At 60.7% G+C, this 18,476-nt stretch carries 15 protein-coding genes; 5 read left to right on the top strand and 10 right to left on the bottom strand.

Translation table 11 applies throughout. From position 1 onward, the window contains the following. The 4 genes from alaS to pncC form a co-directional block, all read right to left on the bottom strand. Nucleotides 1–2,625 (bottom strand): alanine--tRNA ligase, encoded by a 2,625-nt coding sequence (gene alaS, locus ACM3N8_RS14650; RefSeq protein WP_098982140.1) that lies wholly within the window; start codon nucleotides 2,623–2,625, stop codon nucleotides 1–3. A 528-nt stretch (nucleotides 2,626–3,153) separates the two neighbouring features. Further along, on the bottom strand, nucleotides 3,154–3,675 hold the full coding sequence (locus ACM3N8_RS14645) for a regulatory protein RecX (RefSeq protein ID WP_274453407.1): 522 nt from the start codon (nucleotides 3,673–3,675) through the stop codon (nucleotides 3,154–3,156). 35 nt (nucleotides 3,676–3,710) lie between these two features. Next, nucleotides 3,711–4,772, bottom strand: coding sequence for a recombinase RecA (recA, locus tag ACM3N8_RS14640; RefSeq protein ID WP_043139881.1), 1,062 nt, complete (start codon nucleotides 4,770–4,772; stop codon nucleotides 3,711–3,713). 80 nt (nucleotides 4,773–4,852) lie between these two features. After that, nucleotides 4,853–5,344, bottom strand: a complete 492-nt coding sequence (gene pncC / locus ACM3N8_RS14635; RefSeq protein ID WP_416016251.1) for a nicotinamide-nucleotide amidase — start codon at nucleotides 5,342–5,344, stop codon at nucleotides 4,853–4,855. A gap of 292 nt (nucleotides 5,345–5,636) precedes the next feature. On the opposite strand from pncC, the gene mutS reads away from it, so the two are divergent. Further along, nucleotides 5,637–8,207: a DNA mismatch repair protein MutS gene (mutS, locus tag ACM3N8_RS14630; RefSeq protein WP_416016250.1), complete on the top strand. Its 2,571-nt coding sequence runs from the start codon at nucleotides 5,637–5,639 to the stop codon at nucleotides 8,205–8,207. Nucleotides 8,208–8,291: 84 nt separating this feature from the next. Here the strand turns inward: mutS and ACM3N8_RS14625 are convergent, their stop codons facing one another. Both ACM3N8_RS14625 and ACM3N8_RS14620 read right to left on the bottom strand, forming a co-directional pair. Next, complete coding sequence (locus ACM3N8_RS14625; protein ID WP_103473051.1) at nucleotides 8,292–9,890, bottom strand: BCCT family transporter; 1,599 nt, start codon at nucleotides 9,888–9,890, stop codon at nucleotides 8,292–8,294. A gap of 9 nt (nucleotides 9,891–9,899) precedes the next feature. Beyond that, nucleotides 9,900–10,427: a hypothetical protein gene (locus ACM3N8_RS14620; RefSeq protein WP_043141064.1), complete on the bottom strand. Its 528-nt coding sequence runs from the start codon at nucleotides 10,425–10,427 to the stop codon at nucleotides 9,900–9,902. A 164-nt stretch (nucleotides 10,428–10,591) separates the two neighbouring features. On the opposite strand from ACM3N8_RS14620, the gene ACM3N8_RS14615 reads away from it, so the two are divergent. Next, entirely contained in the window at nucleotides 10,592–11,071 is a 480-nt protein-coding gene (locus tag ACM3N8_RS14615; protein ID WP_042866558.1) for a MarR family winged helix-turn-helix transcriptional regulator, read from the top strand. A 78-nt stretch (nucleotides 11,072–11,149) separates the two neighbouring features. Here ACM3N8_RS14615 and ACM3N8_RS14610 read toward each other — a convergent pair whose 3' ends face one another. Continuing rightward, the gene (locus tag ACM3N8_RS14610; RefSeq protein WP_241325525.1) at nucleotides 11,150–11,731 is read right to left on the bottom strand and encodes a YjaG family protein; all 582 of its coding nucleotides are present in this window, start codon (nucleotides 11,729–11,731) and stop codon (nucleotides 11,150–11,152) included. A 163-nt stretch (nucleotides 11,732–11,894) separates the two neighbouring features. Here ACM3N8_RS14610 and ACM3N8_RS14605 point away from each other — a divergent pair, with 163 nt between their 5' ends. After that, nucleotides 11,895–12,839 carry a D-2-hydroxyacid dehydrogenase gene (locus tag ACM3N8_RS14605; RefSeq protein WP_241325526.1) on the top strand — a complete coding sequence of 315 codons (945 nt, stop codon included), beginning with the start codon at nucleotides 11,895–11,897 and terminating at the stop codon, nucleotides 12,837–12,839. A 72-nt stretch (nucleotides 12,840–12,911) separates the two neighbouring features. Here ACM3N8_RS14605 and mepM read toward each other — a convergent pair whose 3' ends face one another. Beyond that, the gene (gene mepM / locus ACM3N8_RS14600; protein WP_098982128.1) at nucleotides 12,912–14,249 is read right to left on the bottom strand and encodes a murein DD-endopeptidase MepM; all 1,338 of its coding nucleotides are present in this window, start codon (nucleotides 14,247–14,249) and stop codon (nucleotides 12,912–12,914) included. A 260-nt stretch (nucleotides 14,250–14,509) separates the two neighbouring features. On the opposite strand from mepM, the gene ACM3N8_RS14595 reads away from it, so the two are divergent. Continuing rightward, entirely contained in the window at nucleotides 14,510–15,808 is a 1,299-nt protein-coding gene (locus tag ACM3N8_RS14595; RefSeq protein WP_290018560.1) for a LapD/MoxY N-terminal periplasmic domain-containing protein, read from the top strand. Continuing rightward, nucleotides 15,805–16,746, top strand: coding sequence for a TAXI family TRAP transporter solute-binding subunit (locus ACM3N8_RS14590; protein WP_416016249.1), 942 nt, complete (start codon nucleotides 15,805–15,807; stop codon nucleotides 16,744–16,746). Before ACM3N8_RS14595 ends, ACM3N8_RS14590 begins: the two co-directional genes overlap by 4 nt. Here ACM3N8_RS14590 and ACM3N8_RS14585 read toward each other — a convergent pair. Further along, complete coding sequence (locus ACM3N8_RS14585) at nucleotides 16,741–17,415, bottom strand: transglutaminase-like cysteine peptidase (protein ID WP_378081218.1); 675 nt, start codon at nucleotides 17,413–17,415, stop codon at nucleotides 16,741–16,743. The two genes, ACM3N8_RS14590 and ACM3N8_RS14585, sit on opposite strands and share 6 nt — an antisense overlap. A 76-nt stretch (nucleotides 17,416–17,491) precedes the next feature. After that, nucleotides 17,492–18,397: a zinc ABC transporter substrate-binding protein ZnuA gene (gene znuA / locus ACM3N8_RS14580; protein WP_290018555.1), complete on the bottom strand. Its 906-nt coding sequence runs from the start codon at nucleotides 18,395–18,397 to the stop codon at nucleotides 17,492–17,494. Nucleotides 18,398–18,476 lie beyond the last annotated feature (79 nt).

Below are 18,476 nucleotides of genomic sequence, written 5' to 3'. Positions count from 1 at the left end.
TTACAGGCGCTCTTCCAGCCAGGAGTGAACAGATTGCAGCGCCGCAGGCACGGCTTCCGGCTGGGTACCACCCGCCTGCGCCATGTCGGGACGACCACCGCCCTTGCCGCCCACCTGCTGGGCCACCAGATTGACCAGCTCACCGGCTTTGACCTTGCCGGTCAAATCGCTGGTCACGCCGGCGATCAGGTTGACCTTGTCATCGCTGCTGGTTGCCAGCAGCACGACACCGGACTTCATCTGGTTCTTCAGCTCGTCCAGCATGCCGCGCAGTGACTTGGGATCGGCCCCTTCCAGCGCCGCGATCAGCACCTTCCGGCCATTGATCTCGATCACCTGACTCAGCAGGTCGCTGCCGGCCTGAGCCGCCAGTTTGGCCTTGAGCTGCTCCAGCTCGCGCTCCATCATCTTGGACTTGTCCAGCATCTGGCGCACTTTGTCGGCGATGGAGAACTGATCCCCCTTCACCAGAGCCGCAGCCTCTTCGATCTGCTCACCCAGCTGGTGCATGAAATCGATGGCACCCTTGCCGGTCACGGCTTCGATACGACGCACACCGGCGGCAATGCCGCTCTCGGCGATGATCTTGAAGAAGCCGATGTCACCGGTGCGCTTGGCGTGAGTACCGCCGCACAGCTCGGTGGAGTAGTCGCCCATGCGCACCACCCGCACGTCGTCTTCGTATTTTTCGCCAAACAGCGCCATGGCACCGGCCGACTTGGCCGTTTCCAGATCCATCACCTGGGTGTTGACGTCATGGTTGGCACGGATCTGGGCGTTGACCAGCTCTTCGACCCGGCGAATGGTCGCCATGGTCAGGCCTTCAAAGTGGGAGAAGTCAAAGCGCATGCGCTCGGCGCCCACCAGAGACCCTTTCTGGGTCACGTGATCACCCAGCGCCTGACGCAGGGCGGCGTGCAGCAGGTGAGTCACAGAGTGGTTCAGAGCCACGGCCTGACGGCGCTCGCCATCGACCACGGCTTCGACCTCGGCGCCCTTCTCCAGGGTGCCCAGCTCCAGATATCCCTTGTGAATGATGGCCTTGCCCGCTTTCTGGGTATCGGTCACGGCAAAGATGCCGTCATCCACCTTGAGGATGCCGCTGTCACCCACCTGACCGCCGGACTCGGCGTAGAAGGGGGTTTCGGCCAGCACGACCACGGCTTCTTCACCTGAGATGAGGCCGTTCACTTCGACGCCATCCTTGTAGATGCCGACGACGGTCGTCTTCTGACTCAGCTGCTTGTACCCGGTGAACGGGGTCTCGAAGTCGAGCTTGAGCACCTCGTTGTAGTTCACACCGAAGCTGGAGGCCTCTTTCGCGCGGGCGCGCTGCTTCTCCATCTCGGCGTTGAAGCCCTCTTCGTCGATACCGATCTCGCGCTCGCGTACCACATCGGCGGTGAGATCTGCCGGGAAGCCATAGGTGTCATACAGCTTGAACACCACCTCGCCCGGGATGATCTTGGCATCGCCCAGGTTGGTCAGCACGTCTTCCAGCAGCAGCAGGCCGCGATCCAGAGTGCGGACGAACTGCTCCTCCTCGATGCGCAGCACGCGCTCGACCAGCGGCAGCTGGGCGATCAGCTCGGCTGCCACGTCTTTCATCTGCACGGCCAGTTCGGCGGCCAGCTTGTAGAAGAAGACGTCGGTGGCACCCAGCTTGCGACCGTGACGCACGGCGCGGCGGATGATGCGACGCAGCACATAGCCACGCCCTTCGTTGGATGGCATGACGCCGTCCGCCACCAGGAAGGCGCAGGAACGAATGTGATCGGCGATGACCCGCAGGGACTGGTTGTTCAGATCCGTGGTGCCGACTATCTCGGCAGCTTTCTTGATCAGTGCCTGGAAGATGTCGATTTCATAGTTGGAGTGCACACCCTGCATGATGGCGGAGATACGCTCCAGCCCCATGCCGGTATCCACGGACGGACGGGGCAGCGGTTCCATGGTGCCGTCGACCTGACGGTTGAACTGCATGAAGACCACGTTCCAGATCTCGATGAAACGGTCGCCATCCTCTTCCGGTGAACCGGGAGGGCCGCCCCAGAGGTGATCGCCGTGGTCATAGAAGATCTCGGTGCAGGGGCCGCACGGACCTGTATCACCCATCTGCCAGAAGTTATCGGAAGCAAACGGAGCGCCTTTGTTGTCGCCGATGCGCACTATGCGCTCGACCGGCACACCCATTTCCTTTGCCCAGATGTCGAAGGCTTCATCATCCGTTTCATACACGGTTACCAGCAGGCGCTCTTTGGGCAGCTTGAGGGTCCCGGTCAGGAATTCCCAGGCAAAACGGATGGCGTCCTGCTTGAAGTAGTCACCGAAGCTGAAGTTGCCCAGCATCTCGAAGAAGGTGTGGTGACGTGCGGTATAGCCGACGTTTTCCAGGTCATTGTGCTTGCCGCCAGCCCGCACGCAACGCTGGGCCGTGGTGGCGCGGTTGTAGGCACGCTTGTCGGCGCCAAGGAATACATCCTTGAACTGGTTCATGCCTGCGTTGGTGAACAACAGGGTCGGGTCGTTATGCGGCACCAGCGAGCTGGAGGAGACAACCTGGTGCCCCTGGGAGCGGAAATACTCGAGGAACGCTGAGCGTAACTCTGACGTGGACATATACATGGAAAATCCTGCTTGATTCGAATACGGACTTTTAACCGCATTAATGTAAGTTTTCTGCGGGGTAAAGTAAAACGTACCAGCCCGTGACGGGTGAAAAAGCGCGCATAACGCCGTGTTGGCAGACAAGGGAGGCAAACCTGCCGTTTTTAGCGGGGAAATGCGGTCAGCAGCGGGAGAATTTTCAGGCTTAAATCCGGGGGACTATCACCCGGTGGCATGTCGGCGATTTGGCCAGCCATGGCTAAATCGCAAGCGAATGACGCTAGGCGGCACGGCCGATGGCATTCATGGCCCTTGCGGGCCAGATCGCTGGCAAGGAGCCAGTGCAATGCAAACCCAGTAAAAGAAAAAGCGCTCACCTGGGGGCGTTCAGGAGAAGCGCTGGGCGGCGAAGGCCATGGGGCGGCAATCCTCTCCACCGCCAGAGTGGTGAAGCCAGGCGCGATGACCATGACAAAGAGCCGCTCAGACCCCCTCTTCAAGCCGTTTCCCTGGCGACCCATTCAACCGTCAGTGGCAAACGCCACGCTAGGCACTCTGCTCCATCATGGCTGCGATGGCATAACGGGCTTGATCCTGGTTGAATCCGCGACCCAGCAGATACTTGATCCACTTCATCCGCAGTTTGAAATCCCCCAGATCACTGACCCTGGCCCGTCGTTGCAGCAACGCAAATGCCAGCTCAAACCAGTCCAGCTCGGGCTGTTCGAAGGCGGCTTCTATCTGTGCATCACTCAGTCCCTTGCGGCGCAGATCGAAGCGGATCTTGATGGGCCCCTGCCCCTTGGTCGCACCGGCTCGTACCGCCATGGCGCCATAACGCTCGTCATCGACCCAGTTGTAGCCGCGACAGTAGTCGAGCACCGCCTCGATCACTTCATCATTGAAACCCTGCTTGCGCAGCCGGTTGGCCAGCTCGGACTCGGCACTCTCCCGGCGCGCCAGGCTGCGCATGGCAAAGGCGCGGGCCGCGGCAAACATCTCTTCGAATGAGGGTTCTTCTGGGGGGACTGGGGTATCGGCGGGTTCTGACATGGATTCATCGACCATAAATGACAAGGCCGGGGGTTAGCCCGGCCTTTCTGTTACTCGAGTTCTTCGCCTTCAGGCTCAAACTCGTCGGCCTCGATAGCGGCAGGCTTGTCGTCCACCGGGGCGGCGCCCGAGAGCAGCAGCTCACGCAGTCTGGCTTCGACCTCGGCCGCCATCGCCTTGTTCTCGGAGAAGAGCTTCATCACGTTGGCCTTGCCCTGACCGATCTTCTCGCCGTTGTAGCTGTACCAGGCACCGGCCTTGTCGATCAGCTTGTGCTTGACGCCCAGATCCACCAGCTCACCCTCCTTGGAGATACCGACACCGTAGAAGATCTGGAATTCAGCCTGCTTGAAGGGAGGGGCAACCTTGTTCTTGACCACCTTGACGCGGGTCTCGTTACCGACCACTTCGTCACCTTCCTTGATGGCGCCGATGCGACGGATATCCAGACGCACGGAGGCGTAGAACTTGAGCGCATTACCACCGGTAGTGGTTTCCGGGCTGCCAAACATGACGCCGATCTTCATCCGGATCTGGTTGATGAAGATGCAGAGACAGTTGGCGTTCTTGATGTTGGCGGTCAGCTTGCGCAGTGCCTGGGACATCAGACGAGCCTGCAGGCCGACGTGGGAATCCCCCATCTCGCCTTCGATTTCCGCTTTCGGGGTCAGGGCGGCCACCGAGTCGACTATGATGACGTCAACCGCGTTGGAGCGTACCAGCATGTCGCAGATTTCCAGCGCCTGCTCACCCGTATCCGGCTGGGAGATCAGCAGGTCGTCAACGTTGACGCCCAGCTTGGCCGCATAGATGGGGTCGAGGGCGTGTTCCGCATCGATGAAGGCACAGACCTTGCCTTTCTTCTGGGCTTCCGCAATCACCTGCAAGGTGAGGGTGGTTTTACCGGAAGATTCCGGGCCGTAGATCTCGACGATACGACCACACGGCAGGCCGCCGATGCCCAGCGCCACGTCCAGAGAGAGGGAACCGGTAGAGATGGCTTCGATATCCATGGTCTTGCTGTCGCCCAGACGCATGATGGAACCTTTGCCGAACTGCTTTTCAATCTGACCCAGCGCAGCCGCCAGTGCCTTCTGTTTGTTCTGATCCATGCCAATCTCCGCTGGAAATCGTGAGTAAGAAGTGAAGTTGGGCTAAGTATACTGTCTATTCATACAGTATCAAGCCCAATTTATCTGAGCAGAGCCAACAGACCGGCCAGGGCCTGCCTGACCGCCTGCTGGCGTACCTGTCGCCGGTCCCCGTCGAACCGGGCCAGCAGGGAGTGATGACGACCACTGCGATCCGCCCAGGCGAACCAGACGGTGCCGACCGGTTTGTCCTCTGTGGCGCCGCTGGGGCCCGCGATGCCGCTGATGGCCACGCTGATGGCGGCCGACGAGTTCGCCAGCGCGCCACGGGCCATCTCCAGCACCACGGCCTCGCTCACGGCGCCCTGTTCCCGCAAGCTCTGGTCGCTCACCCCCAGCATCTGCTGCTTGGCCTCATTGGTGTAGGTGACAAAGCCGCGATCGAACCAGCCGGAGCTGCCGGCTATGTCGGTGATGGCCGTGGCCACCCCGCCACCGGTACAGGATTCGGCGGTAGCCGCCAGCCAGCCACGCTGGCTCAGGGCCAGGCCCAGCTCGGTGGCGATCTGCTCTATTTCGGCATCCAGTTTCATCCCGACTCCTTCTGATCCGCTCAAGAGGCACATTATGCGATCCCGATCCTGTCGCCCGCAACCGCGGCAGGGCAGAACCCGACCGCCCCCGTCGCGGCACTGCTGTGCAACTCTGTGGCCCAGTGGTGCAAGCACCGCCTACCAGGGCTTGCCGACTGGACCCGGGCCATGCCGACAGCGCCATGGAAGCCATGCCTCCACTGCGGCGGCGCTTATGTGTAGAATGGCCTCCATTCGTTCAGAGCTCATCACCGCAGACCCAGGCCCGCAGAGGCCCCTTCTGGAATAGAACATGACAGCACAATACCAAGCCAGCGGCGCCAATCTGAGCGCCCACACGCCCATGATGCAGCAGTACCTTGGCCTCAAGGCCGAGAACCCGGAGATACTGCTGTTCTACCGGATGGGCGACTTCTACGAGCTGTTCTACGACGATGCCCGCAAGGCCTCCCAGCTGCTCGATATCTCCCTGACCAAGCGCGGCCAGTCGGCGGGCAACCCCATTCCGATGGCGGGGGTGCCCTATCACGCCATCGAGGGCTACCTGGCCAAGCTGATACAGCTCGGTGAATCCGCCGCCATCTGCGAGCAGGTAGGGGATCCCGCCACCAGCAAGGGGCCGGTGGAGCGCAAGGTCATTCGCATCATCACCCCGGGTACCGTCTCCGACGAGGCGCTGCTCTCGGAGCGACAGGACAACCTGATCGCCGCCGTCTATCACGATGGCCGCCGTTTCGGCTACGGCACCATGGACATAGGCTCGGGCCGCTTCTTCATCAACCAGTTCGACAAGGAAGAGACGCTGCTGGCGGAGCTGCAACGCACCAACCCGGCCGAGCTGCTCTATCCCGAATCCTTCGCGTTTTTGCAGCACGTCGAGGGTCGCCGCGGCCTGCGTCGTCGCCCCGAGTGGGAGTTCGAGATCGCTACAGCCCGCACCCTCTTGTGCCAGCAGTTCGGTACTCAGGATCTGGTGGGCTTTGGGGTCGACCAGAGCGAGACAGCCCTGTGCGCCGCCGGTTGCCTGATGCAGTACGTCAAGGACACCCAGCGTACCGCCCTGCCCCACATCCGCAGCGTGCGCCTCGAACAGCCCGATCACGCCGTCATCATGGATGCCGCCACCCGCCGCAACCTGGAGCTCACCCAGAATCTGGCTGGCGGCCATGAGAATACCCTGAGCGATGTGCTGGATCGCACCGCCACCCCCATGGGCAGCCGGCTGCTCAAGCGCTGGATCCACCAGCCGATCCGGGATCGGGTGATCCTCAAGGGTCGCCAGAGCACCATCAAGGAGTTGATCGAGCAGAACCTCTACGACGAGCTGGGCAACCTGCTGCGTCAGGTAGGCGACGTGGAACGCGTCTTGGCTCGCCTCGCCTTGCGTTCCGCCCGCCCGCGCGACCTCACCCGGCTGCGGCAGGCATTCGCCCAGTTGCCGGAGTTGCAGCGCCTGCTGGTGGATAACCAGCACGAGGCGGTGCAGCAACTGGCCGAGCGCGCCAGCACCTTCCCCGAATTGCTGAGCCTGCTGGAGCGCGCCGTGATGGAGGTGCCGCCTGTGCTGATCCGCGATGGGGGCGTCATCCGTGACGGCTTCAACCAGGAGCTGGACGAGTTGCGGGACTTGGCAAACGGTGCCACCGCCAGCCTGGCCCGCATCGAGGAGCGCGAGAAGGCGCTGACCGGCATCAACACCCTCAAGGTGGGCTACAACAGGGTGCACGGCTTCTATATCGAGGTGAGCCGCGCCAACAGCCATCTGGTACCGGCCCACTACATACGCCGCCAGACCCTCAAGAACAACGAACGCTACATCATAGACGAGCTGAAAAAGTACGAGGACAAGGTGCTCACCGCCCAGGCACAGGCGCTGGCGCTGGAGAAACGGCTCTACGAAGAGCTGCTCGACACCCTGCTGCCCCACCTCGGCGATCTGCAGGAGTCGGCGTCCGCGCTGGCGGAGCTGGACGTGCTGGCCAACCTGGCGGAGCGGGCCGAGACCCTGGACTACCGTTGCCCCACCCTGATAGATGAGGATCAGATCATCATCGAGGCGGGCCGCCACCCCGTGGTGGAGCAGGTGATGAGCGATCCCTTTATCGCCAACCCCATCCGGCTTGAGCGGAAGCGCCGGATGCTGATCATCACGGGTCCCAACATGGGCGGTAAATCCACCTATATGCGCCAGACCGCACTAATCGTGCTGCTGGCCCATATCGGAGCCTTCGTGCCCGCCGACAGCGCCCGCATCGGCCCCATAGACCGCATCTTCACCCGCATCGGGGCGTCGGACGATCTCGCCTCCGGCCGCTCAACCTTTATGGTGGAAATGACAGAGACCGCCAATATCCTCAACAACGCCACCGCCCGCAGTCTGGTGCTGATGGACGAGATTGGCCGCGGCACCAGCACCTACGACGGCCTCTCTCTGGCCTGGGCCTGCGCCGAACAGCTGGCGAGCAAGATTGGCGCCTACACCCTGTTCGCCACCCACTACTTCGAGCTGACCCGGCTGCCGGAGCTGATCGAGGGGCTGGCCAACGTCCATCTGGACGCGGTCGAGCACGGCGACACCATCGCCTTCATGCACGCGGTGCAGGAGGGGGCGGCCAGCCGCTCCTACGGCCTGCAGGTCGCGGCGCTGGCGGGGGTGCCAAAATCGGTGATCCATCAGGCCCGCCACAAGCTGGCGGAGCTCGAAAGCGCCACGCCTCCGGCCGCAGGTGAAACACGCCCGACGCCGGTAACGCTGGCGCCCCAGCCCCATCCTGTGGTGGATGAGCTGGAGGCGGTGCGCCCGGACGAGCTCACCCCCCGTCAGGCGCTGGATCTGCTCTATCGCCTCAAACAGATGCTGTGATCGGCCGCCGAACACAGGAAATAACAATGAAAAAGGGGAACCTCGTGGTTCCCCTTTCGTTTTGCACTATTTGCCACTGCGTGGTCAGGCCGGGCCTATGCGATCCAGCAGGCTCAGGTTGACCGAGCCGGGATGACGCTTGAGCTTCTGCCGGTACTCGAACTGGTGCTGGCTCTCCTGCTTGAGTCCCAGCATCAGCGAGTAGCACATGGCCAGCATGATCAGCGAGAAGGGCAGCGCGGCTATGATGCTGGCCGCCTGCAGGGCCGCCAGTCCGCCGGACACCAGCAAAATGGCCGCCACCAGCCCCTGCCCCAGACCCCAGATGGCGCGGTGCAGCACCGGAGGATCCTGATCGCCGATGGAGAGCAGAGTCGTGATGACGAGCGTGCCCGAGTCGCTGGAGGTGATGAAGTAGGTGCAGATCAGCAGGGTCAGCACCCCCTTGGCAATCCAGCCGAAGGTGTCCCAGTGCAACAGTTCCACCGTCTGGTAGAGCGCCAGGGTCACATCTTTATTGACCGCTGCCACCACACCGCCGCCGCCGAACAGCTCCAGATTCATGGCCGTGCCGCCGAACACGGTCAGCCAGAACATGCCGAGCAGGGAAGGCACCAGCAGCACGCCGAGCACGAACTCACGTATGGTGCGCCCCTTGGAGATGCGGGCGATGAACATGCCGACAAACGGCGCCCAGGCGATCCACCAGCCCCAGTAAAACGCCGTCCAGCTCGACTGCCAGGCCGAGGTGCCGTTGGCCTCGGTGTTGGTCCAGAAGCTGAGTTTGACGATGTTTTGCAGGTAGTCGCCTATGTTCTGCACATAGGCGTTGAGGATATAGGTGGTCGGCCCCAGCACCAGGAAGAGGCCGAGCACGAACACGCTCAGCCAGATGTTGAGCTCGGAAAGCAGCTTGACCCCGCGGCCTACGCCTGAGACCGCCGACAGGGTCGCGATCAGGCTGATGCCGCCGATGAGCCAGAGCTGATTGGACTGAGACACCGCCATGCCGAACATCTGGTTGAGGCCGGTATTCATCTGGGAGACGCCGAGACCGAGGGAGGTCGCCACCCCGAACACGGTACCGAACACCGCCAGCACGTCGGCGGCATGGCCCCAGAAGCCGTAGATGCGCTCACCGAGAATGGGATAGAGCACGGAGCGAATGGCCAGCGGCAACTTGCGGCGATAACTGAAGAAAGCCAGCGACAGGCCGACGATCACATAGATGGCCCAGGGGTGCAGGCCCCAGTGGAAGAAGGTGAGGCGCATGGCGATCTGGGCCGCCTCCGGGGTCATGCCTTCGGTGATGAAGGGATTGCCCTGCAGGTGGTTCATGGGCTCGGCTATGCTCCAGAACACCAGCCCTATGCCCATGCCGGCGCTGAACAGCATGGAGAACCAGGCAAAGTAGCCGAACTCCGGTACCTGGTCGTCGTCACCCAGCCGTATGCTGCCGAAACGGCTGAACATCAGATAGACGGCGAAGAACAGGAACAGGGCGACCACCAGAATGTAGTACCACTTGAACCCGGCAATGATCTGATCCTTGGCGCCGACGAACCAGGCGGCGGCCGTTTCGGGCACGAATACGCCGAACAGCAGGAACAGGGTGATGACGGTGAGCGCCGTCATGGCCATGGTCGGGTTGAGGCCTTTCAATAGCCCTTTGGTTGCTCTCATCGGGCCTCCTTAGTCGTTGTTGAAAAAGTCTTCGCCCACATGCTCACCGGCACCGCCGATGGCGCGATAAACCATGCGACCCGCGGCCAGTTCACGATGGTCCACCAGGGTGACAGAAGGCTGGCCATTCACGGCGTGGCGCTTGCCGAGGAAGATGGCCATGGGCACACCCAGATTGGAGATGCCGCTGGTGATCCAGAGCCGGTTGAAGTCATAGGAACCGCCGATGAACTCCAGCTGGGCCAGGCCGGTATCCAGACCGGTCAGGTAGAAGTTCATGGCGCTCTCGTCGGGAAAGAGGTGGACCAGCACATAGGCATAACGTAATTCGTTCACCAACTCCTTTAGGTTGAAAGCACCAGTCTCGCTGCAGGAGAGGGGAAGCTCACCATCATAGTGGTGCACCTTGAGGGTGTTGGGGTCTTCGTCATAGGCGGGCTGATAACGCACGAAAGCCGAGGTGTCAGGCAGTTCGTAACGCACTCTGACCACCCGTAGCTCGGCAACCAGAGACTTGATGTCCAGATCGTTATTCATCATCTCGCTCCTCAAATATCGGGTTAAAATCCGGAAAACGGCGGACAACCTAACACAAAAATCATTAGAGCAGAAATCATTAGACCAAAAACCATATTGACCTGATGAGGAATTAGGCGGAGAATTTTGCGCCTCTCAACAGCCCCCCCAATGACTCAGATCCCATGGAAAAACATGATGAAGTGCTGGTCGCACTGCGCCAGATTATTCGTGCCATCGATATGCACTCCAAGCGCTTGATCAAGGAAGCCGGGCTGACATCGCCGCAGCTCTTGCTGCTCAAGGGGATCAACGAGCTGGGGCAGATCTCCATGCGTCAGCTGGCGGATCACACCAACATGAGCCAAGCTACCGCGACCACCATCATGGACCGTCTCGAGAGCCGCCAGCTGGTGCAGCGCATTCGCAGTGAAACCGACAAGCGCAAGGTCCACGCGACACTCACTGACGCAGGCCGTGCCCTGCTGGCCCAGGCGCCGACCCCGCTGCAAGAGAGCTTCATCCAGCGTTTTCAGGCGCTGGAAATCTGGGAGCAAGGGCTGTTGCTCTCCTCCCTGCAGCGTATCTCGGCCATGATGAATGCCGATGGCATAGATGCCGCCCCCGTGCTGAGCGTCAGACCGCTCACCGAAGAACGGGCATGAGAAGGGAGCGGGCATAAAAAAAGCTCCCGCCGGGAGCTTTTTTCTATGGGGACTTTTTCGACAGATCCCGTGGCGATGTCACTCGTCCAGGCTGATGCCTATGTTGGAAACACCGTCCTGGGCCGCAAATACCCTGATCGCCAGGATGCGGTCGCTGTCACGCTCGTGGGCCACCCGTTTGAGCAGCTCGACCTGAAACTCCAGCTCGGCCTCGATGTACTCGTGCTCGTAGAGTTCCTCTTCGGTCATGTCGCGCTCTTCCAGCATCTCGATGAAACCGGCCACGGTTCCCACTGAGGCATGGCTGGCGTCTTCGGCTTCTTCGCCGACTCGGCAGATCACCGAGTTGTAGGCACAACCCAGCGCCACGCAGGCGTCCAGCGCCGGATAGGCACCGTAGGATTCAAACTTGCCTGGCTCCGGGATGTAAACTTCAAACGCCTCCAGGATGGCCCCCAGATTGACGCGGGATCCCTTTACCGTCAGGTAGTTCCACATCTGATCCAGCGCGTTGCGAAACGCCTTGGCATCGCCGAAGCCGGATGCCTGGGCAAACAGCGCATAGTTGGGGTACATGCGCTCCGCCAGCGCCAGGGTGTAGACGGTCTGTTGCCAAGGCTGTAGCTCGGCCAGTCGCTTATAAAACTTGTCACCAAACACTGGAGTCGGATCCTTTGCAAAATGTGGGGCAGATTGTAGCCCACGAGGGGCCGCGCGAAAACGAATAAAGCGGCCCGGTCGACTATCTTGCCCGATCAACTCGGGTAAGATAAACACAGAGCGGCCTCTCTCCCGCGCCGCAAATCTGATAAGGAACAAGAGTATGAGTCAACGTACCCTTCTTTTGCTCAGCCAGGACAACGCGCACTACGAGCGCCTGCTCAAGGCGGCCCATCTCCCCCATTTGCGCATTCTGAGAGCCGACAACCAGAGCGAGGCCGAGAAACTGATCGGAGAGGCTCACATACTGATGGCCGAGCCGGCGCGGGCCAAGCCGCTGCTGGCCAGGGCCAACAAGCTGAGCTGGTTCCAGTCCACCTATGCCGGCGTCGACGTACTGCTGGATGCCAGCTGCCGCCGCGATTATCAACTCACCAATGTGCGCGGCATCTTCGGCCCGCTGATGAGCGAGTATGTATTCGGCCACCTGCTCAGCCTGATGCGCCAGCTGCCGCTCTACCGGGAGCAGCAGAAGCAGCGGCTGTGGCAGAGCCACCCGTATCAGGGGCTAAAGGGACGCACCCTGCTGATCCTGGGGACCGGCAGCATAGGCCAGCACCTGGCCCACACCGGCAAGCATTTTGGCATGAAGGTGCTCGGCGTCAGCCGCAGCGGCCGTGAGCGGGCCGGTTTCGATCAGGTGTATCAGCTGCCGGCGCTGAACAAGATGCTGGCCCAGGCCGACGTCATCGTCAGCGTCCTGCCCGCCACCCGCGAGACCCATCATCTGTTTACCGCCTCCCGTTTCGAACATTGCAAGCCGGGCGCCATCCTGTTCAACGTCGGTCGCGGCAATGCCATCAACGAAGGCGATCTGCTGACCGCCCTGCGTACCGGCAAGCTGGGCATGGCGGTGCTGGACGTGTTCGAGCAGGAACCTCTGCCCGCCGACAGTCCGCTCTGGGGCCAGCCCAACCTCATCATCACCCCGCACAACAGCGCCTACAGCTTCCCCGATGATGTGGCCCAGATCTTCGTGCGCAACTACATCCGCTTCATCGACGGTCAGCCGCTGGACGGCAAGATAGACTTCGACAAGGGTTACTGATCCGCCCATGGCGCCAACGAAAAGGCCCCGCCAATGCGGCGGGGCCTTTTTCTATTCGGCTGGAAACCGGCCTCAGCCTGCCTCCATCTCCTTGCGATAGCTCTTCACCTTGGCGAGGAACTGGCGCTTGGCCTTGCCGGAGAGCGGCTCCGCCATCGGCAGCTTGACCTTCATGGCATCGACCGGGCGGTTGTTGATCCGCACCTCGTAGTGCAGGTGAGCACCGGTGGAACGGCCCGTGTTGCCGGAGAGCGCAATCTTGTCGCCCATCTTCACCTTCTGGCCGGTTTTCACCAGCAACTTGCTCAGGTGCAGATAACGGGTCATCAGGGTACGACCGTGCTTGATCACCACATAGGTACCGGCCAGCGGGTGACTGGTGGCCTTGAGCACAACACCGTCACCGGTAGCCAATACAGGCGTGCCCACCGGCAGGGCAAAGTCGGTGCCCTCGTGAGGGCGAACCTGACCTGTGATCGGGTGGCGACGATTCGGGTTGAAGCTGGAGCTGACCCGATAACGGCTGTGAGTCGGATAGCGGCGGAAGCCGCGCTCCAGACTGTTGCCCTGGCCGTCATAGTAGTTGCCATCTTCCGACAACCAGGCCGAGACGCCCTTCCCCTGATTGAACACCTCGACCCCCAGCAACTGGGTGTTGCCCGTGCTCTTGCCCTCGACCGTCTCCTGACGGACCAGCACCTTGAACTTGTCGCCCTTTTTCAGATCCTTGGCGAAATTCAACCGCCACTGGAACAGATTGGCAATCTTCTGGATGTGGTTGGCCGGGATCCCCGCATTGCGGGCACTGACATAGAAGCTGCCGTTGATGACGCCGTCATAACTCTTCTGCTGCCACTGCACCTCTTCATTGAGCATGCTGGCGCTGTAGGTGTCATCCGTGCGCTCCAGGATCAGGGTCTGCTTGATGTTCAGACGAATCTTCATCTGTTGCAGTATGTTGTCCTGATCGATCAGCAACTCTATGGTCTGACCGGGTTTGAGGCGGGCCAGATTGTTTTTGCCATCCGCATCCAGCACCTTGTAGAGGGTGGTGGTCGAGAGCCCCAGGTTGTTGAAGATGGTGGTCAGGTTTTCACCGTTGCGCACCCTGTAGTCCTGCCACTGGGGAGTGGCATCGGTCGGGATGTCATCTTCCGGGGTCGCGGCTTCCACCAGCTCATGATCCGGGATGTCGTTAAAATCCGTATTGTCTTCGTTGGTTGCCGTGCCGTTGGTGGCAATGGGCAACTCCAGACGCAATGGCCGCTCCAGGATGTCACCTGGTGCCGGCAATATGGCTACCGCTGACAGCGTCATGGCCGTGAGCAGTAACATGGCGTAAAAATGCTTGCGGGGAACCGGGGGTTCCCAATTGGCAGCCTGTGCTACCAAGGGACGGAGACGTTTCATCCGCTATCCTGTCATTAGATCCAAGGGTGTTAGTGGTCAGTCTGTTTGCTATAGAACCGTATAAAACTGATTGTTTGACCTAAATACTCACAATTAGTTCATAGCAATCTGCATGAACCTCACATTTTATGCATAACATTCCGCTATGGGCAGAAATGATCGTCTTTTTTAACCATTTTTTTCCTATTTTTAAGAACCGGGTCCGATTGTGTTTGACCCAAGGTTTCATGATGTTGCGATAACTTTTCCATGGAGTGGATATGTCGTTAGCAAAACTGTTAAACCGAATCATCCTGATCCTGTTCGTTATCGGTGCCGCCCTGTTGTTCATGCTGGAGGTCACCACGGTACGTCAGTCCATCCTCGACCAGATGTCGGCCAACCTGGAAACAGCCATCACGGCCCTCGGCCTGGTGCTGCAAGGCACCCTGCTCAACGATGACAAGGTGCTGGCCGAAACCATAGTCAACGCCATGTTCGACGGCGGTTTCGTCAGCTCGGTCACCCTGCTGGACCCCGACGGTCAACTGCTGTTCCAGAAGGTCTTTCACACAGCGCAGCAGAATGTGCCGAGCTGGCTCCCTTTCGTTATCGACATGCCGCCGGTCAAAATTGAGCAGGAGTTGACCGATGGCTGGCGCATGCTGGGCACCCTCACGCTCGAGGGACACAAAGGCTACGCCTATCAGCACCTGTGGAATGCCATCAGCCGCACCGGCATGGCCCTGCTCGCCGGCCTGCTGGTGTTCACCCTGGTGATCTCCTGGGTATGCGGCCGCCTGCTGCGCCCCCTCGAACTCATCAACCAGCAACTGGTCAGGATCCGCAAACGCCAGTTCAGCGGCAATCTGGATTCTCCCTGGCTGCAGGATCTCAAGGAGCTGGTCATCTCGGTCAACCAGCTGGTCTCGGAGCGCAAGCGGGATCTGCTGCAACAGCGGCTCAAGATCACCCAGCTCGGCAAGCAGCAGGCGGCGACAGCCCCTCAGCCCCTGCTGGGCTTGACCAAGGGGGGAGACGGCCTGCAACAACAGCATTTCTTCTCCACCCAGGGCAGCATCCACCTCTACAGCCGCCTCATCCCCACCCTACCTCCCTCGCAGGAGAGCTCGCCGGACGAGATCCAGCACCTGCTCGACCTTTGGCTGCACCATCCGGTGGAGGGACTGCAACTGCCCCTCAGCCTGCTCAATCATGCTGACTGGGCGCAATTCGCCTCACTGCTGGCCAAGGGCAGAGGCAAGACCCTCGACTGGCGCTGGGATCTGGCAAACTTCCCGCCCCTCGGGGCAGAACGGCTCGCCACCTTGCAGGAACAGGGCGTTGAGATGGCGTTCAGCGCCATTCCCATGACCAACGACACCTTCAATCAGCTCGACCCCATCAATCCCGTCTTCATCAGCTGCCAGCCAACCCAGGCTCCTCTTTACTGGAATCTGGTGGCCCAATGCCTGCACAGTGCGGGCTACACCCTGCTGGCAGAAGCCAGCGAGATCCAGGATATCGACACCCTGCGCAGCTGGGGCATAGACGGTTACGCCAGCAAGGAGATCTCATGAACAGACTCGGGTTGTTGCTCGCCCTGCTGTGGCCGCTGCCGTTGCTGGCCAGTCCCATGATCATCGCCACCGGCGGTGAGCAGGGGATCTATCATCAGGTCGCCAAAGAGTTCTGCCGGCTGGCCAACAAGAGTGACCCCGAGCTGCAATGCAAGCTGCAGGCCACCTCAGGTTCCATCGAGAATCTGCGCCAGTTGCAGGCAGGGCAGATACCCTATGCCCTGGTGCAATCGGACTGGCTCTATCAGGCCAGCCGAGGCCTGGGGCCTTATGCCAGCCAGCCGCAGCCAGAGCTCAGAGCCATCTTCGCCACCCACGCCGAACCTTTCACCATAGTGGTGCGGGCGGATGGTGACATCACCACGCTGGCGCAGCTCAAGCTGGCGCCCATCGACATGGGGCTGAAGAGCTCGGGCACTCGCCAGACGGCCCTGGCCCTGTTCAACCTGTTGGGAGCAAAGGAGCAGGAACTCGATCTGAAGAGCGCAGGCAATCTGGCGGAGGCACTCTGCAGCAAACAGATAGATGCCTACGGTCTGGTGATGGGACACCCGAACCGGATCGTGCTCGATACCACCAAGCGCTGCGCCATCCGCTTTCTGCCCATCGAGGGAGATATTCGGGATCAGCTGCTCAAGGGGGTCAAGTACTACCAGCGCAGCCAGGTGCCTGCCCGCATCTATCCCGGCAACCTGAAGGCGACCCCCACCTTTGCCATCGCGGCCACCCTGGTGACCAATGCCGCCACGCCGGAGGCGGACGTCTACCGGCTGATCCGGGCCATGTTGACCCAGCAGACCAGCTTCAACGAGCAGACCTATGGTTACGCCAACCTGTTTCACAAGGCGCGCAACAAAACAGGCCCGGTGCTGAGCATCGAACAGCATCCGGGCGCGGCAAAATATTTCGCGGAGTTGAAAGCGGCGGGAAAGCTATAGCTGGCGACGGGGGGAGCGCAGTTGCTCGCTGGAGAAACGGGTCTTCATCGATGTCCACTGCGCCAACCGATCGGCACTGCCCGCCAGCGTGCCTTCACGGCGCGACTTCATGATCCAGATGCTCTTGGCATCGAAGCTGTAAACGGGAATGAGATCGGTTCGCTGGCTGCCGGGCAGGATCCGGCTGTTGATGTTGTCGAGCACCAGCGGATCGGATTTGGGCGTTGGAAAATAAAGCGTCACCATATGAAACTGGTTGTATTTCACCGCCTTGACGTAAGCCAGCCGCAGCTTTTTCTCATCCACCCCCAGCTCCATCAGGGTGTAGTACTTGGAGATGCTGTAATCCTCGCAATCCCCGCCCCGGGCACCGATAAACTCCAGCGGATTGGCCCAATAGTCCTCATCCCCCCACAGTCTGGGATCATCGCTGTAGGTCAGGTTGTTGAAGTAGGTGTTCACCAGCGTGATCTTCTGCTGATCCGTGGTGCCCGCCCGGGGCGTAAGCAGGCGGGAAAACGCCTCGGCCCGCTGGATCGCCCTGCCGCCATAGACCTCCTGCAACTTGGCCCTCAACTCGGGACTGGCGATGTATTCGGAGAGGCGGGAGGCCTGCACGCTGGCACAGAGCAGTGCCAGCGTGCAGGCGGGAATGAGCAGCCATTTCATACTTAACCCTCCATGTCAGATGCTGGAGGTCAGTATAGTTGGCGCAGGCAACCCCATGGGATGAGCCAGGGGTGGCTCAGCGGCACTGGGCGAAGGCGTCGGCCAGCTGTTGCATGAACTGGGGATAGCCATCCGGTCCGAGCGGCACCTGTTCACCCACCTCGTCCAGCAGCAATACCTTGGCGCCTGTGTTGCGGGCCACCGACTCAATCACAGCAGGGGAGAATTGCGGCTCGGCATAGATGCAGCTCGCCTGTTTCTCCTGCAGCGCCTTGCGGATCTCCACCAGCGTCTTGGCGCCGGGACGGCGTTCCGGGCTCACGGTAAAGTGCCCCTTGGAGCTCATGCCGTAGTGACGTTCCCAGTAGCCATAAGCCTCGTGGAACACGAAGTAGCCCTTCTGGTTCACCGCCTTCATCTGGTCGGCGATAAGCTTGTCCTTGGCATCCACCTTGGCCTTGAAGGCCAGCAGGTTGGCGCGATAACGTTCGGCATTGGCGGGATCCTGGGCACTCAGCGTCTCGCTCAGCGCATTGGCGATGACCAGTGCCTGGGTCGGCCCCAGCCAGATGTGCGGATCCACCCCTTCGTGATGATGCCCCTCGTGTCCATCGTGATCATGACCCTCATCGGCATGCTCTTCGTGCCCTTCCTGCTTGGCATAGTCGAACAGCGGCATCCCCTCAACCCGGGTAAGCGTCAGCACATGGGGATGCTTGGCCAGCGGCTTGGCCATGAAGCCTTCCAGCTCGGGACCAACCCATACCACCAGGTCGGCATCCTGGATACTGCGAATATCGGAGGGGCGCAGGGAGAAGTCGTGGGGAGAGGCACCGGTCGGCAGCAACACCTTGGGTTCACTCACGCCATCGGTGATCGCGGCCGCGATAAAGCCGAGGGGCTTGATGGTGGTCAGCACCTCGAGGGCACGGACAGGCAGACTCACTGCCAGCAGGGCAGTGATCAGTGTAAGAATTCGCATAGAGATCTCGTCAGGAAGTGAGTGTGTGATAATATAACAAACCAACGCTGTTGTTATATTATAACTCTCACAGGCTGTA

This window comes from Aeromonas sp. A04 (genome assembly GCF_047780465.1).
GTDB lineage: Bacteria > Pseudomonadota > Gammaproteobacteria > Enterobacterales > Aeromonadaceae > Aeromonas > Aeromonas bestiarum.
Note: the sequence above shows the minus strand (reverse complement) of the source record. Positions and strands in the feature narration are given on the sequence as shown.